At 64.6% G+C, this 13,976-nt stretch carries 14 protein-coding genes; 5 read left to right on the forward strand and 9 right to left on the reverse strand.

The features are described from left to right. Positions 1-15 precede the first annotated feature (15 nt). The gene (locus tag LB525_RS14425) at positions 16-1,347 is read right to left on the reverse strand and encodes an ABC transporter substrate-binding protein (protein WP_095766128.1); all 1,332 of its coding nucleotides are present in this window, start codon (positions 1,345-1,347) and stop codon (positions 16-18) included. 269 nt (positions 1,348-1,616) lie between these two features. After that, complete coding sequence (locus tag LB525_RS14430) at positions 1,617-2,282, reverse strand: PIG-L deacetylase family protein (RefSeq protein WP_224545109.1); 666 nt, start codon at positions 2,280-2,282, stop codon at positions 1,617-1,619. Positions 2,283-2,305: 23 nt separating this feature from the next. Here LB525_RS14430 and LB525_RS14435 point away from each other — a divergent pair, with 23 nt between their 5' ends. From LB525_RS14435 to nhaA, 5 genes are all read left to right on the forward strand, one after another. After that, entirely contained in the window at positions 2,306-3,196 is an 891-nt protein-coding gene (locus LB525_RS14435) for a DMT family transporter (protein WP_095766126.1), read from the forward strand. 55 nt (positions 3,197-3,251) lie between these two features. Then, the gene (hrpB, locus tag LB525_RS14440; RefSeq protein ID WP_224545110.1) at positions 3,252-5,714 is read left to right on the forward strand and encodes an ATP-dependent helicase HrpB; all 2,463 of its coding nucleotides are present in this window, start codon (positions 3,252-3,254) and stop codon (positions 5,712-5,714) included. A gap of 101 nt (positions 5,715-5,815) precedes the next feature. Continuing rightward, complete coding sequence (locus LB525_RS14445; protein ID WP_176476965.1) at positions 5,816-7,141, forward strand: ActS/PrrB/RegB family redox-sensitive histidine kinase; 1,326 nt, start codon at positions 5,816-5,818, stop codon at positions 7,139-7,141. A gap of 293 nt (positions 7,142-7,434) precedes the next feature. Then, on the forward strand, positions 7,435-7,998 hold the full coding sequence (locus LB525_RS14450; protein ID WP_040993706.1) for an ActR/PrrA/RegA family redox response regulator transcription factor: 564 nt from the start codon (positions 7,435-7,437) through the stop codon (positions 7,996-7,998). A 327-nt stretch (positions 7,999-8,325) separates the two neighbouring features. Next, positions 8,326-9,516 (forward strand): Na+/H+ antiporter NhaA, encoded by a 1,191-nt coding sequence (gene nhaA, locus LB525_RS14455; protein WP_224545111.1) that lies wholly within the window; start codon positions 8,326-8,328, stop codon positions 9,514-9,516. Here the strand turns inward: nhaA and LB525_RS14460 are convergent. From LB525_RS14460 to LB525_RS14490, 7 genes are all read right to left on the reverse strand, one after another. Further along, a complete protein-coding gene (locus LB525_RS14460; RefSeq protein ID WP_224545112.1) occupies positions 9,513-10,556 on the reverse strand; it encodes an RNA polymerase subunit sigma-70 in 1,044 nt (347 codons plus the stop codon). The two genes, nhaA and LB525_RS14460, sit on opposite strands and share 4 nt — an antisense overlap. Positions 10,557-10,599: 43 nt before the next feature. Next, the gene (locus LB525_RS14465) at positions 10,600-11,346 is read right to left on the reverse strand and encodes an SDR family NAD(P)-dependent oxidoreductase (protein ID WP_224545113.1); all 747 of its coding nucleotides are present in this window, start codon (positions 11,344-11,346) and stop codon (positions 10,600-10,602) included. A 180-nt stretch (positions 11,347-11,526) separates the two neighbouring features. Then, positions 11,527-12,027, reverse strand: coding sequence for an MmcB family DNA repair protein (locus LB525_RS14470; protein WP_224545114.1), 501 nt, complete (start codon positions 12,025-12,027; stop codon positions 11,527-11,529). Between the two features lie 117 nt (positions 12,028-12,144). After that, on the reverse strand, positions 12,145-12,498 hold the full coding sequence (locus LB525_RS14475) for a hypothetical protein (RefSeq protein WP_140846467.1): 354 nt from the start codon (positions 12,496-12,498) through the stop codon (positions 12,145-12,147). Beyond that, entirely contained in the window at positions 12,495-12,665 is a 171-nt protein-coding gene (locus LB525_RS14480) for a hypothetical protein (protein WP_181174950.1), read from the reverse strand. The genes LB525_RS14475 and LB525_RS14480 overlap by 4 nt, the downstream gene beginning before the upstream one ends. After that, positions 12,662-13,183: a type II toxin-antitoxin system VapC family toxin gene (locus tag LB525_RS14485; protein ID WP_140846469.1), complete on the reverse strand. Its 522-nt coding sequence runs from the start codon at positions 13,181-13,183 to the stop codon at positions 12,662-12,664. The genes LB525_RS14480 and LB525_RS14485 overlap by 4 nt, the downstream gene beginning before the upstream one ends. After that, entirely contained in the window at positions 13,170-13,976 is an 807-nt protein-coding gene (locus tag LB525_RS14490) for a hypothetical protein (protein ID WP_140846474.1), read from the reverse strand. Before LB525_RS14490 ends, LB525_RS14485 begins: the two co-directional genes overlap by 14 nt.

Here is a 13,976-nt window from a genome sequence, read left to right on the forward strand (position 1 = left end):
AAGCTCGGGAGGAGCTTACATCTTGCCGTCGTCCTGGAAGACCTGCGTCCAGTCCTTGACCAGCCCATTGAGCGCGTCCTTGGGCGAGCCCTGGCCGGCCACGACATAGTCATGGAAGCGCTTCTGCGAGGCCTGCAGCAGCGGCGCGTAGCTGGGTTCCGCCCAGAAGTCCTTCACGATTGCCATCGAGTCGAGGAAGGCCTGCGCATAGGGCTGGCTGGACGGGAACTTCGGGTCCTTGACCACGGAGTTCAGGCAGGAATAGCCGCCGAGCGACCACCACTTGGCCTGCACATCCTTATTGGCGAACCATTTGATGTATTTCAGCGCCGATTCCTGCTTGTCGGAATAGGAGACCACCGAAATGCCCTGGCCGCCGAGCTGCGCGAACTGGTCGCCGTCGGGACCCTTCGGATTGACGAAGTAACCGATCTTGTCGCCGCCGACATTCTCGTCCTTCTGCAGACCGGGCCAGGTGAAGGCGAAGTTCATGTGCATCGCCACCTGGCCGGATTTGAAGGCGTCGACACCTTCGCCCATGTAGCTGTTTGAGGCGCCGGGCGGTGTGCAGCAGTCGTAGAGCGCCTTGTAGAATTCCAGCCCCTTCACCGACTTCTCGGAGTTGACGAAGCCTTCCATCTCGTAGGGCTTCTTCGGGTTCTCATATTGGAAGCCGTAGCTGTAGAGCACGTCCATGGCACCCATGGTGATGCCTTCCGAGCCGCGCTCGGTGTAGATGGAGGCGCCATAGACGGTCTTGCCGTCGATCTGCCGCTTCTGGAAGAATTCGGCGATCTGCTTCAGCTGGTCGAAGGTGGTCGGCGGGGCGAGATCCCAGCCATACTTCTCCTTGAATTCCTTCTGCAACTCGGGCCGCGAGAACCAGTCCTTGCGATAGGTCCAGCCGACGACGTCGCCCATGGCCGGCAGCGCCCAGTAGTTCGGCGTGTTCTTCGGCCATTCGGAATAGCCGACCACGGTCGCCGGCACGAAGTCGTCCATGCTGATCTTCTCCTTGTCGAAGAAGTCATTCAGCTTGACGTAGTGGCCGTTCTCGGCGGCGCCGCCGATCCACTGGCTGTCACCGATGATCAGGTCGCAGAGCTTGCCGTGCGAGTTGAGCTCGTTGAGGAAGCGGTCGGCGTAATTGGTCCATGGCACGAATTCGAATTTCATGCCGATGCCGGTTTCCTTGGTGAAGTCCTTGGACAGTTCCACGAGCGCGTTGGCCGGATCCCATGCCGCCCAGCACAGCGTCAGGTCTTCCGCATGCGCGACGTTCGAGACGGCTGTCGACGCAAAGATCGCCGAGGCCAGTCCCAACGCCAGTTTCAAGGTCGATTTCATGCCTTACCTCCCATTTGCGAAACGCGTCCGGATGACGGTTTCAAGAGCCCTCAACCCTCGCTCCTCCGAGGGCCCAAACACGGCGGGCGAATGCGTCGCCCGATGTTTAGTAATTTGTTTAGTGATGCGCTTTTTACTAAACAACGCAAGCGAATTCGTTGCTGCGCCGCAGCATGGCGAAATGCCTCATTGAAATCATTGGGAAATGATCGCCGGACCTGGGTGCTGCTGACGTCAGCTGGCCGCGTTGGCGGGGCCCGGACCTGTCGTCACACCGGCCGGATCGGCGGCGCCGGCGGCAGGAGCGCGCGTATGTCGGCGAAGGGGAAGGTCGGCTCGAAGCGGAAAGCCTCGGCCAGCGCGCCGGGTGCGCCGTTGCACTGTCCGGCGCGAAACTCGTTCTGGAGGCGCGCCCTGTGCACATAGTGCTCCGGACCTTGCGACTGGTGCGCGAGGATCGCTTTCGCCTTGATGTCCCAATGATGCGAGATCTCGACATAATGCGTCGGCGAAAAGCCGGTGCCGCCGAGCGTATCGGCATGCAGCACCGGCACCGCGAAGGATGCGGCGAGCCGTACGCCGTCGGACAAGGCGCGGTGGTCGCCATGATAATCGGAGGGCGCATGGGTGATGGCGAGGTCGGGCTTCACCTCGCCGATCAGCGCTTTCAGCGCGGCAATCAACGCGGCATCGGCGACGAGCTCCCCGTCGGGAAAGTCGAGGAAGCGCGGCTTGACACCGAGCAGGCCTGCCGCCGTGGTCGCTTCCTTGCGCCGCAAGCGGGCAAGCGCCTTGGGGTCGCCCATGCCGCCCCTGGCGCCGTCCGTGGCTATGGCGAAAGTCAGTTCTGCGTCTTGCGCGGCATAGGCGGCCAGCGTACCGAACATGAATATCTCGATATCGTCGGGATGTGCCCCCAGCGCCAGTATCTTCACGTCTTTCTCCCGGAATTGGAATCGTGCCGAACGGAATCCTGCTCGCCCTTCTCGCTTACGCAAACTATTCGTTCAGCGACGCCGTCATCAAGGGTCTGGGCGGGCAGTTCACCGTCTTCGAGATCGGCTTTTTCATGACCTTGTTTGCCGGCTGTTTCCTCTTCTTCACCCGGCCGAAGGAGGAGCGCTGGCGCGATTTCTGGCGCACCGGGCGGCCCTGGGCCGTGCAGGCGCGCGCTTGGGCCGGCATCGCCTCGGGCGTGCTCAGCGTCTATGCCTTCACCACCATTCCGCTGGCGGAGGTTTACGCGCTGCTCTTCCTGGCCCCGTTGCTCGTCACCGTGCTTTCGACCGTCATCCTGAAGGAGGAGGTCGGCCCCTGGCGGTGGCTTGCCGTGGTCGCTGGCTTCGCCGGTGTCATGCTGGTGGTGAGGCCGGGCTTCCGCGAATTGCATCTTGGCCATCTCGCCGCCTTCGCCAATGCCTTCGTCGCGGCAACCATCGTCATCCTGATGCGCTCGCTTGCCCAGCAGGAAAAGCGCACGACCATGCTGGGCTCGCTGATCGGCTATGGGCTGCTCTTCAACGGGGTCGGTGCAGTCGCGACGTCATTTACGCTCCCCAATCTGTGGCAATTGGGCTGGCTGGTGCTGGGCGGCCTGTTCACCGCCGGCGGCCAATTGCTGCATCTCCTGGCGGCCAAATACGCCCCGGCCAATCGCATTGCCCCGACGCATTATTCGCAGATCGTCTGGGCGGTCATTCTCGGGGCGATGTTCTTCCGGGAATATCCCGATGCGATGACGCTGGTCGGCCTTGCAGTCGTCGGCGCCTCAGGCCTCCTCACCATGGTGCGCGAGGAAGTGCGGCTTGGCACCGTGCGCTGGAACCCGTTTACGCGTGCCCGGCTTTGACCTGCATGGCTCCGACACATTGCACGGTGACCGCGACCGCTGATATGCGGGCAAAATGACGACGAACCCCTTGCCGGAGCTTCCGGTCACAGCCGTGCTGCCGGCGCTCGGCGAAGCGCTCTCGCGGCGTAGCAGCGCCGTGCTGGTGGCGCCGCCGGGCGCCGGCAAAACGACGCTGGTACCGCTGGCGCTGCTCGACGCGCCTTGGCTCGGTGAGGGCCGGATCGTGCTGCTCGAGCCGCGGCGGCTCGCCGCCCGCGCCGCTGCCCGCCGCATGGCCGAATTGCTGGGCGAGGAGCCCGGCGGCACGGTGGGCTACGCCATGCGCATGGAGAACCGCACCTCGGCGCGGACAAGGATCCTGGTCGTCACCGAAGGCGTGCTCTCGCGCATGATCCTCGATGATCCGGAGCTGCCCGGCGTCTCGGCGGTGATCTTCGACGAATTCCACGAGCGTTCGCTCGACGGTGATTTCGGTCTGGCGCTGGCGCTCGATGTGCAGGGCGCGCTGCGGCCGGACCTGCGTCTGCTGGTCATGTCGGCGACGCTCGACGGCGCGCGCGTGGCGAAGCTTTTGTCGGAGGCGCCGGTGATCGAAAGCGAGGGCCGCGCCTATCCGGTCGAGATCCGCTACGACGAGCGGCCGGCAGGCACGGCGATTGAGGACGCCATGGCCAGGGCCGTGCGCGCGGCTTTGGCCGGCGAGCCGGGCAGCGTGCTTGCCTTCCTGCCCGGACAGCGCGAGATCGAGCGCACCGCCGAGCGGCTCGCGGGCAACGTCGCCGCCGACACCGACATCGTTCCGCTCTATGGCCAGCTCGACAACAGAGCGCAGGACGCGGCGATCAGGCCGGCGCCGGCCGGCCGCCGCAAGGTGGTGCTGGCGACCTCGATCGCCGAGACCTCGATCACCATCGACGGCGTGCGCGTCGTCATCGATTCCGGCCTGTCGCGGCTGCCGCGCTATGAGCCGGCAAGCGGTCTGACCCGCCTGGAAACCGTGCGCGTCAGCAAGGCCTCGGCCGACCAGCGCGCCGGCCGCGCCGGCCGCACTCAAGCCGGCGTGGCGGTGCGCCTGTGGCGGGCCGAGCAGACCGCGTCGCTTCCCGCCTTCACGCCGCCCGAAATCCTCGAGGCCGACCTGTCCGGATTGCTGCTGGACTGCGCCGCCTTCGGTGTCGCCGATCCGTCGAGCCTGTCCTTCCTCGATCCGCCGCCGGCCCCGGCGCTCAGCGAGGCGGGAGTGCTGCTCAAGGCGCTGCATGCCATCGACGATGCCGGCAGGTTGACCGAGGCGGGCGCCGCCATGCGCAAGCTGGCGCTGCCGGTGCGGCTGGCGCATATGGTGGCCGAAGCGGCGAAGAGCGGCCATGCGCGGGAAGCGGCCGTGCTGGCCGTGCTTTTGACCGAGCGCGGGCTGGGCGGCGACAGCGCCGACCTGGAGCGGCGTCTGATCCGGTTGCGCGGCGAGAAATCCCCTCGCGCCAACGCCGCCAGGCAGCTCGCCGAGCGTTTGGCCAGGCAGGCCGGCGGCGGGCAGGGCGGCGAGACGGCCAACGCCGGCTCGCTCCTCATTCATGCCTGGCCGGATCGCGTGGCAAGGGCGCGCGGTGAGCGCGGCCGCTTCGTGCTCGCCAATGGCTCCGGCGCCATGGTCGATGCCGCCGATCCGCTTGCCAATGAAACCTGGCTCGTCGTCGCCGACGTGCAGGGCAAGGCGCAGAACGCCCGCATCACCGCCGCCGCCCCGGTCGATGAAGCCGATATCCGCGCCGCCCTTGCCGACCGCATCGAGACGAAGCGCGAGGCGAGCTTCGACCGCGAGCGCCGCGCCGTGCGCATGCGCGAGACCGCCAGGATCGGCGCCATCACGCTTTCCGAGCGCATGTTGCCCGCGCCGTCCGGCGCCGACGCCGATCAGGCCATCCTCGATGCCTTGCGCCAGCACGGCCTGTCGCTGCTCGATTGGGGGAAGGAGGCGGAGGCGCTCCGCCAACGGCTCGGCTGGCTGCATCGCGGCCTTGGCGCGCCTTGGCCCGACATTTCGGACGAAGCGCTTATCGAAAGCCTCGACGACTGGCTCCTGCCGTTTCTCTCCGGCGATGCCTCTTTCGCAGCCATCAAGCCGGCGACTTTGTCGTCGGCGCTGATGGCGCTGGTCCCGCACGACCTGCAGCGCAAGGTCGACGCGCTGGCGCCGACCCATTTCGACGCACCGTCCGGCAGTCACGTGCCGATCCGCTATGACGGCGAGTGGCCGGTGCTTTCGATCCGCGTGCAGGAACTGTTCGGCCTCGACCGTCATCCGGCGATCGCAAACGGAACCGTTCCGCTGACGCTCGAATTGCTGTCGCCGGCACACCGCCCGATCCAGACGACGCGCGATCTTCCCGGCTTCTGGCGTGGCTCCTGGGCGGATGTGCGCGCCGACATGCGCGGTCGCTATCCAAAGCATATCTGGCCGGAAAACCCGCTGCTGGCCGCCGCCACCAGCCGCGCCAAGCCGCGTGGGACGTAATGCATGTCGCCCAAAAGTGCGCAGCGGTTTTGGGACAACGACATGCATCAGGCAAAGACGATGCTCTATCGTTTCCGCTCCTGCGGCTGTAATCCTTGGCAATGACCAACATCCTGCGCGCGCCCGATTCCCAGCAAAGCCAGCGGCTGCGGCTCAACACGCTGATCCGTCTGCGCTGGCTGGCGATTGTCGGGCAGAGCCTGACCGTGCTGGTCGTCGCCTATGGCCTGAAATTCCCGCTTCCGGTGTCGATGTGCTTTGCGCTGATCGCCTGCTCGGCCTGGATGAATCTGTGGCTCACCTTCCGCTATCCGGCGGCGCATCGGCTCACCCCGCTTTCGGCCTTCGTGATCCTCACCTTCGACGGCGTCCAGCTCACCGGCCTGCTCTACATGACGGGCGGCCTGACCAATCCGTTTTGCGTGCTGCTGTCGGTGCCGGTCGTCATCTCCGCCGCTTCGCTGCCGCTGCGGTTCACGGCCATCCTTGGCGCGTTGGTCATACTGGCGGCCACGCTTCTGGTGTTCTTCCATTTGCCGCTGCCCTGGTATGAGGGCTCGCCGCTGCCGATGCCCTTCATCTATGTCGCCGGCATGTGGATGGCTGTGTTTGCCTCGATCGCCTTCACCGCCATCTATGCCTTCCGCGTCGCTGCGGAAGCGCGCCTGCTCGCCAATGCGCTGGCCGCCACCGAACTGGTGCTGCAGCGCGAGCAGCACCTTTCGGCGCTGGACGGGCTGGCGGCGGCGGCCGCGCACGAGCTGGGCACGCCCTTGGCCACCATCACCGTCGTCGCCAAGGAGATGGAAAAGGCGCTCGGCAAGGATCCGAAATATGGCGAGGACGTGAAGCTCTTGCGCTCACAAAGCGAGCGTTGCCGCGAGATACTGAAGCGGCTGACCAGCCTTTCCTCGGAAGGCGAAGCGCATCTGTCGCGCATGCCGCTCACCTCGCTGGTCGAGGAGGTGACGGCGCCGCATCGCGATTTCGGCATCTCGATCCGGCTGCGGCCCGGCGAGCGCATCGGTCCCGAGCCGGTCGGCCAGCGCAATCCCGGCGTCATCTACGGGCTCGGCAATCTGGTCGAGAATGCCGTCGATTTCGCCCGCAACGCCGTCACCGTCAGCTGGAGCTGGGACGATGAGAAGGTCATCTTCTCCATCACCGACGACGGGCCGGGATTCCCCGCCGAGATCATCGACCGCATCGGCGAGCCCTATATGTCGACGCGCCAGGGCACTGAGGCCGGCGGCGGCCTGGGGCTCGGGCTGTTCATCGCCAAGACCTTGCTGGAGCGTTCCGGCGCCACCATCGATTTCCGCAATTCGAGCGGGCTCGGCGAAGGCGCAGTGGTGCAGATCTCCTGGCCGCGCGGCCTCTTCCTCAACCAGGAACAGGCCTCGGCCACCATGTTCGACAATGCCTAGCGCAATTCCAGAAAAAGTGCGCAGCGGTTGGGCTCGGCAACTTCGCCGCAGCTTTCCGTCCGGAATTGCGAAACGGTGAGAAAGCCTTGCAATTACCGCATGGCAGCTCTGTTGCCGGCTCTAAAAATTGGACATTGCCTTTGCAGGACTGTATCTGCGTAAAAGTGAGGCATGTCGCCTAAAACTGTGCAGCGGCTTGGGGAAGACGATATGCCCGGAAACAGGGATCGGACGGGCCTTCGCCAGGGTAGGTTTCGGCGCGGCGCGCCTCAGGTCAGTGGGATGCCGATAAGATGAGCGGAGACGAAACGACTGGCGCTATGGTCGAGGGCGAGGACACCTCGCTGCTCATCGTCGAGGACGACAAGCCGTTCCTCACCCGGCTTGCCCGCGCCATGGAGACACGGGGGTTCGTGGTCGAGACGGCGGAGAGCGTGGAAGAGGCGGTCGCCAAGGCGCGCGCCCATCCGCCGGCCTATGCGGTTGTCGACATGCGGCTCGGCGACGGCAACGGCCTCGATGTCGTCGCTGCCATCCGCGAGAAGCGCGACGACGCCCGCGCCATCATCCTGACCGGCTACGGCAACATCGCCACCGCGGTGACCGCCGTGAAGCTCGGCGCCGTCGACTATCTTTCCAAGCCCGCAGATGCCGACGACGTCTTCGCCGCGCTCACCCGCACCTCCGGCGAACGTGCGGCGCCCCCGGAAAACCCGATGTCGGCCGACCGCGTGCGCTGGGAGCACATCCAGCGCGTCTACGAAATGTGCGACCGCAACGTCTCCGAGACGGCGCGCCGCCTCAACATGCACCGCCGGACCCTGCAGCGGATACTGGCGAAGCGCGCGCCGCGTTAAACGAGTGTCGTCATCCTAGGGCGAAGCAGGAGCGAAGCTCCGTCGCGAAGACTTTAGGATCCATTCCGTGATCCCGGCCGCAGAACGCAGCGGAGCGGAATTCTGCACCGTTGGCACCGCTCCGATGTAACGGAATGGATCCTCGGGTCTGCGCCGCGTCGCTTCGCTCCTTGCTTCGCCCGTGTATGACGAAGCGACGGGCGTTTCGGCCAACTGCCGAAGCAGGCGATCTGTCAATGTGAACTCGAACGCTTGCTTCGCCAGCCGGGCTGCGCATCATACGTTATAGGTTCCGGCCGTCAGGTCGGGGCGACGGACGGAGGGACCATGCAAGATAAGCGGCCGAAATCGATTCTGCGTGAATTCCTTGACGGCGAGGCCGCCGGCGGCATCATGCTGATGATGGCCGCAGCCCTTGCGCTGATCGTCGCCAACTCGCCTTTGGCCGAAACTTATTCCGCCGTCCTGCACGCCTATCTCGGGCCGCTCAGCGTATCGCATTGGATCAATGACGGGCTGATGGCGGTGTTCTTCCTGCTGGTTGGGCTCGAGATCAAGCGTGAGATGCTGGACGGACAGCTCTCGACCTGGCCGCGCCGCGTGCTGCCGGGCATCGCCGCCGCCGGCGGCATGGCGGTGCCGGCGCTGGTCTATGTCTTGATCAACCGCGACAATGCGGCAGCGCTCTCCGGTTGGGCGATCCCCACCGCCACCGACATCGCCTTCGCGCTCGGCGTGCTTTCGCTGCTCGGCAGCCGCGTGCCCGCGTCGCTGAAGGTCTTCCTCACCGCTCTGGCCATCATCGACGATCTCGGCGCCGTCATCATCATCGCGCTGTTTTACACCAGCGGCCTGTCGCTCGCTTATCTGGCCGCCGCCTTCGTCGTCATCGCACTGCTCGTCGTGCTCAACCGCATGCATGCCATGAAGCTCTGGCCGTATCTCTTGCTTGGCGCATTGCTGTGGGTGCTGGTGCTCAAGTCGGGCGTGCATGCGACGCTCGCCGGCGTGGCGCTGGCGCTCACCATCCCGCTGGAGCGGTCTCCCGGCATCAGCCGCGATCTCGAGCATTCGCCGCTGCATAGGCTGGAACACGGCTTGCACAGGCTGGTGCCCTTCCTCGTCATCCCGATCTTCGGCTTCGCCAATGCCGGCGTCTCGCTCGGCAGCCTGAGCCTTGCAGCACTGGTTGAGCCGCTGACGCTTGGCGTCGCCGCCGGCTTGGTGCTCGGCAAGCTGGTCGGCGTCTTCGGCTCCTCGGCGCTCGCGATCCGGTTTGGCCTCGCCGACCTGCCGGCCAATGCCGGCTGGCTGCACATGCTGGGCATTTCGCTGCTTTGCGGCATCGGCTTCACCATGAGCCTGTTCATCGGCCTGCTTGCCTTCGCCGGCGACCCGGCGCTGCAGGACGCGGTGAAGGTCGGCATCCTCGCCGGCTCGCTGATTGCCGCCCTCTTGGGCGCCGCCATCCTGCTCATGGCGCCGGCGGGCGGCGGAGTGGAAGAAGATCTGAACTAACCGCGAGGTTCCGGCGGCAGACCGAAGGCTGGAAACAAAGCGGGGCCGAGCGGCGGGACATAAATCGTCAGCGAGGCGATCTTGTCGCCGGCGGCTTCGAGGACATGCAGGGAATGCGGCTGCCACATGGAATTCTGGCGGCCGAGCGCGTAGACGCCCACTGCCGGCTGGGTGTTGGCGCCGATAGCCACCGCGCGATAGCCGGCAAAATTGCCCCAGACGCTGCCCAGGAAAGCGCCGATCGCCTGATGTCCATGGTACCATTCCCGCCAGGGAGGCATGTGGTAGATGGCGTCCTCGCGCAGCAGCTCGACGAGTCCGTCGAGATTGTCGGCCTGCCAAGCCTGCATGTAGCGTTCGAGCAGCACGCCTTCGTTCGCGTTGGGCCGCGACCGCTGCGGCGGGCGCCCCTGCGGGTAGCGTTCGCCCAGCGTCGCGCGGGCCCGCTGCAAGGCGCTGTTGATCGAGTCGGTCGACCCGCCCAACAATTGCGCGGTCTCGATGGCGGACCATCCGAGCACATCGCAAAGCAGCAAGGCCGCGCGCTGCCTCGGCGGCAACAGCTGGATTGCCGCCACGAAAGCGAGCCGCACCGCCTCGCGGGCCTCATAGCGCGCTTCCGGGCCGGGCCTGTCATCGGCGATGTCGGGCAGCTCGGCGTCCGGATACGGCTCCAGCCAGGCGAGTTCGGCGGTCGGGCCGCCGGTCGCACCTCCTTCGGCGGGCGGCCGTCCGGGCTGCTCGAGAATGCGCCGCACCGACGAGCGTGCCTTGATGGCGTTGAGGCAGCTGTTCGTGGCGATCGCGTAGAGCCAGCCGCGCGCTGAGCCGCGTCCGTCGAATTGCGCCCGCGCGCGCCACGCCTTTAGGAACGTCTCCTGGACGAGATCGTCCGCCTCGTTGAGCGAGCCCATCATCCGATAGCAATGGAGCTTCAGCGCGCGGCGATGGGCGACGGTCAGGCGCTCAAAGGCCAGCCGGTCGAGGGCCGGCTGGCCTGGCCGGCCCAAAGGCTCGATAGGGCCGGAAGCGTCAGTCATGGGAAGCCCCGGGGAGCTGAATTCGGCCGCCATCCTGCGCGCCTCATGCCGCCGCCGCAAGGCCGCTGCCGCTTACGGTGAAGGAGCTGCCCTGCAACTTGCCCGTCGCGAGCTGGATCACCGCCTGTCCGACATCGGCCGGCGTCTGCATGTCGCTCATGCTGGCCAGGAAGTCGGCCGGGCGGATGCCCATATAGGCCGCGATGCTTTCAATGCCGCGATCGCCGACCCCGGTGCCCGGCATGATGCGGGCCGGCGAAAGCGCCATGAAACGCAGACCGAGGCCGAGCCGGTCCGATTCCTTTTGGCAATGGCCGGCCAGAAATATCTGCATGCGCTTGGCGCCGGCATAGCCGCCGGAATTCGGCGGACCGCCGCTGAAGGCGGCGCCGCTGGCGATCAGCAGCACACGGGTTCCAGGCTTGAGCCGGCCCTTGAGGGCTTCCCGACAGAACAGGAATGATGCCTTGACGTCCATCTCCCAGTTCGCCGAGAAGGCCTCCCAGCTTTGCTCCTGGATCGGCGCCGAAGGGGCGAGCGCGCCCGCGCAGACCACCAGCACGTCGGGTGCCAGCGCATCAAAGACCGCCTGCGGCGCGTCTTCCGCCGTCGCGTCCGCGCTAAGGGTTTTCAAGCCTGGGCGTTCCCAGGCGAGCTGCTTCAGGTCGGCGCCGCCGCGGGCGACGGCAAGCACGGTCGCTCCCGCGCCAAGCGCTGCTTCCACGATCGAGCGGCCGACCCCCCGGCTGCCTCCGATGACGACGACATTCTGATTTTGCAACGGTTTCATTTGATCACCTTTTATCCAGGCCGCCGGCCATCCGGACGCGCCTGTAGGTGAAGACAAACGGAATCAGCGGAAATCATCGGTGCGGGACGAAAATTCTCGCTGGCCGGGCGCAGGGCTGGCCTGAGCCAGGCCTGCGGTCGGACGCCAGTGCAACCAGCATCCGCACCCTGCGACGACGGTCTACTCGCTCTCGCCATCCAGCGCCGGCACGGCGACGCCGGCAAGCTCGGCCGCCAAGAGCCGCGCGGCGCCCGCGCGGGCAATCCGCAGCATCAGCGCCTTGCGTGTCGCTGCCGCCATGCGGTGCTCGGGCGCATCGCGCAGGATCTCCGCGCCATAGCCGTCGGAGAGGATGAAGCCGCATTCCTCGGGAAAGATGTCAGCCGGAACGCCGGGATGGGTGGCGAAGAAGAAGCGGTCGGAATGCAGCCGGTAGTCCGGCCATTTGCGGTCGACCCTGAAATCCTCGATCGAGGATTTGATCTCGATGATCCAGATGTCGCCCTGCCTGGTCAGCGCCACGAGATCGGCGCGCCGCCCGGTGGCCAGGGAAAGCTCCGGCAGCACATGCGCGCCCATTTCGGTGAGCAGCCGCTGCACGCCGCGCCGCACCAGCATAGCGCGCTCCGACTGGCGGCCGTCGATCAACGGGTTAAGGGGAATCGGGGAAACGAGTGGCATGGGAGGCACCATGCCAGATTTTGTTCACGGTTTGAACCCCCTGTCAGGCGGCGATTACGCACTTTACGAACACGCCTTAGAACGTGGGGATGGCGAACCGATTGGGATACGAAGAAGTCAGTCGTCTTTTTGGACGCCAGTTTCGTCAACTGTCCAGTCAGTCCCGTAGTTCTCGTTGAGGATGTAGACGCATTCAGAAGCGTCCATCTGCAACTGCTCAATTGACACCCTGTGAGGAAGAGGAGCCCTATTCGTACGAACGTCCTGATATAGTTCGACGATGCCCGGGCACTTTGCCAGTTCAGCGTCTGTCGGATGATTGCCGGCGCGGTCCGCGTCGGAAAGTCCTTGTGGGTACAAAGCGTCCTTTGCGAAGACGGGAACCGCCATGACGATCATCAGACCCGCTGTCATCCCGGTCCGTATCCAGCCATAAGGCCACAGCGAGACGGATTTGCCGTAGCCCGTCACTTGGTCAGCTTCTTTTTGACGTTGCCTTTCGGCTTTTGCTTATGGTCTGGCGGCATATGCGCCAGCTTGCCCATTAGGGCATCGGCGGCGGATTTCTTCTCGTCCGCTTCAATCTCTCGCGCCTTCTCAATGAAGGCACGCGACTGTGAAGGGTTGTCAGCCTTCATTTGCTTCCGGGCTTTTGCAGATCGAATTGCGGGCTTTTTGCTTCTGGTTTGCATATCTTGAGCTTATGTCCTCCAACATTGCCCGACAACGGCAAGAGCCCTAGGCTTTTCGCGCTGCCGCCGTTGTCGAACGTATGGAACTCATCGGCGCGGTAGTGGATGGCCGTCGCCAGATGAATCGCATCGGGGGTAGAAAGCGTCTTCCCGCCATGCGCTGCGGCATTTGCCGAATAATGGTCCCGCAGATCATGTGAAAGCCCGGCGACTTTGATGTCCATTCCCAACTGTGTCATTCGCTTCATCAAATCGGTGAAGCTGTTGCCAACGCCGACTGGTATCTTGGATTGCAGCACCTCAACCCGAGTAAGCACGGAAGTGACCAGCTTCACCTCGCGCCGTTTGTGCCGAGCAATCACCTCGCGCACGCCATCCATTTCGCCCGACTTCCGGATCTCGTCATTGAGCCATGCGAGGAAAAGGCAGGTATCCCAGTAATAGATAGGGCTAGCGCCAGCCATCGCGAAGCTCCCGGACAAAGGCTTCAGAACTCAAGCCGCCGGTCGCGTCCGGGGCACGACCTCTCAAATCCTCCCAATCGGGAAGATCGGATTCGGACGGATATGCTTCTATGCTCGTCACTTCAATCTGGTGTGGGAAGTCCGTTCGCGCACGATAGCGAAGCGTGCCGAAGATCTCCACTTTGCGGCCAACTGCAGAAACGGCATCGTCATAAAGGCGAGATGGGAAATGGCAGGCAACTTTCTTGGGTCCAACATCAGGATAAATCTGGAACGTATTCACTCCGAGGTGGAGGTTTATCTGTTCCAGGTTTCCTTGGATGAACCCCTCGCATTCCTCATCGACCGCAAGGGCAGCATCAACACGGCTGACAATCTGCGGCGTTAAGTCGATGCGGCTATCGTTAAACAGCAATGTCGCACTTTTGACGGTTGTTCCAACCGGACGCGCTAGATTTCGGATGTCGCCGAGCAATTCAGCATCAAGGTCAAGCAGGTCGTCTCCACTCGCCAGCGCCGCAGAAATGCGGTTCAGACTTTCGATCACGATTAAGCCGGTAGGTGGCTTACCCGGCAGCGGATGTGGGTCGATAGTGACGCGAACCGGGCTGTTGTAGGACATCTCGGCAATGCGAAAATAGCTAGCTGTCTTGCCGGCGTTTGCATCGCGGTCAAGTCGATTAAGCGTAGCGCTGAGATTCTGGAGTTCGGACAAAAACGCAGCGAGCCGCACCTGTCCGTCGTCCTCGGGCAAGCCCTCAATGACAAGCGTGATGTGGTCTTCAGTAGCCAT

This window comes from Mesorhizobium sp. CA16 (genome assembly GCF_020165175.1).
Taxonomy (GTDB): domain Bacteria; phylum Pseudomonadota; class Alphaproteobacteria; order Rhizobiales; family Rhizobiaceae; genus Mesorhizobium.

Excerpts from the sequence above, each read along its gene's own strand:
- LB525_RS14425 (WP_095766128.1), bottom strand. The coding sequence starts at position 1,347 with ATGAAATCGACCTTGAAACTGGCGTTGGGACTGGCCTCGGCGATCTTT.
- hrpB (WP_224545110.1), top strand. The coding sequence starts at position 3,252 with ATGACGACGAACCCCTTGCCGGAGCTTCCGGTCACAGCCGTGCTGCCG.
- LB525_RS14445 (WP_176476965.1), top strand. The coding sequence starts at position 5,816 with ATGACCAACATCCTGCGCGCGCCCGATTCCCAGCAAAGCCAGCGGCTG.
- LB525_RS14450 (WP_040993706.1), top strand. The coding sequence starts at position 7,435 with ATGAGCGGAGACGAAACGACTGGCGCTATGGTCGAGGGCGAGGACACC.
- nhaA (WP_224545111.1), top strand. The coding sequence starts at position 8,326 with ATGCAAGATAAGCGGCCGAAATCGATTCTGCGTGAATTCCTTGACGGC.
- LB525_RS14460 (WP_224545112.1), bottom strand. The coding sequence starts at position 10,556 with ATGACTGACGCTTCCGGCCCTATCGAGCCTTTGGGCCGGCCAGGCCAG.
- LB525_RS14465 (WP_224545113.1), bottom strand. The coding sequence starts at position 11,346 with ATGAAACCGTTGCAAAATCAGAATGTCGTCGTCATCGGAGGCAGCCGG.
- LB525_RS14470 (WP_224545114.1), bottom strand. The coding sequence starts at position 12,027 with ATGCCACTCGTTTCCCCGATTCCCCTTAACCCGTTGATCGACGGCCGC.
- LB525_RS14480 (WP_181174950.1), bottom strand. The coding sequence starts at position 12,665 with ATGAAGGCTGACAACCCTTCACAGTCGCGTGCCTTCATTGAGAAGGCG.
- LB525_RS14485 (WP_140846469.1), bottom strand. The coding sequence starts at position 13,183 with ATGGCTGGCGCTAGCCCTATCTATTACTGGGATACCTGCCTTTTCCTC.
- LB525_RS14490 (WP_140846474.1), bottom strand. The coding sequence starts at position 13,976 with ATGGCTACTGAAGACCACATCACGCTTGTCATTGAGGGCTTGCCCGAG.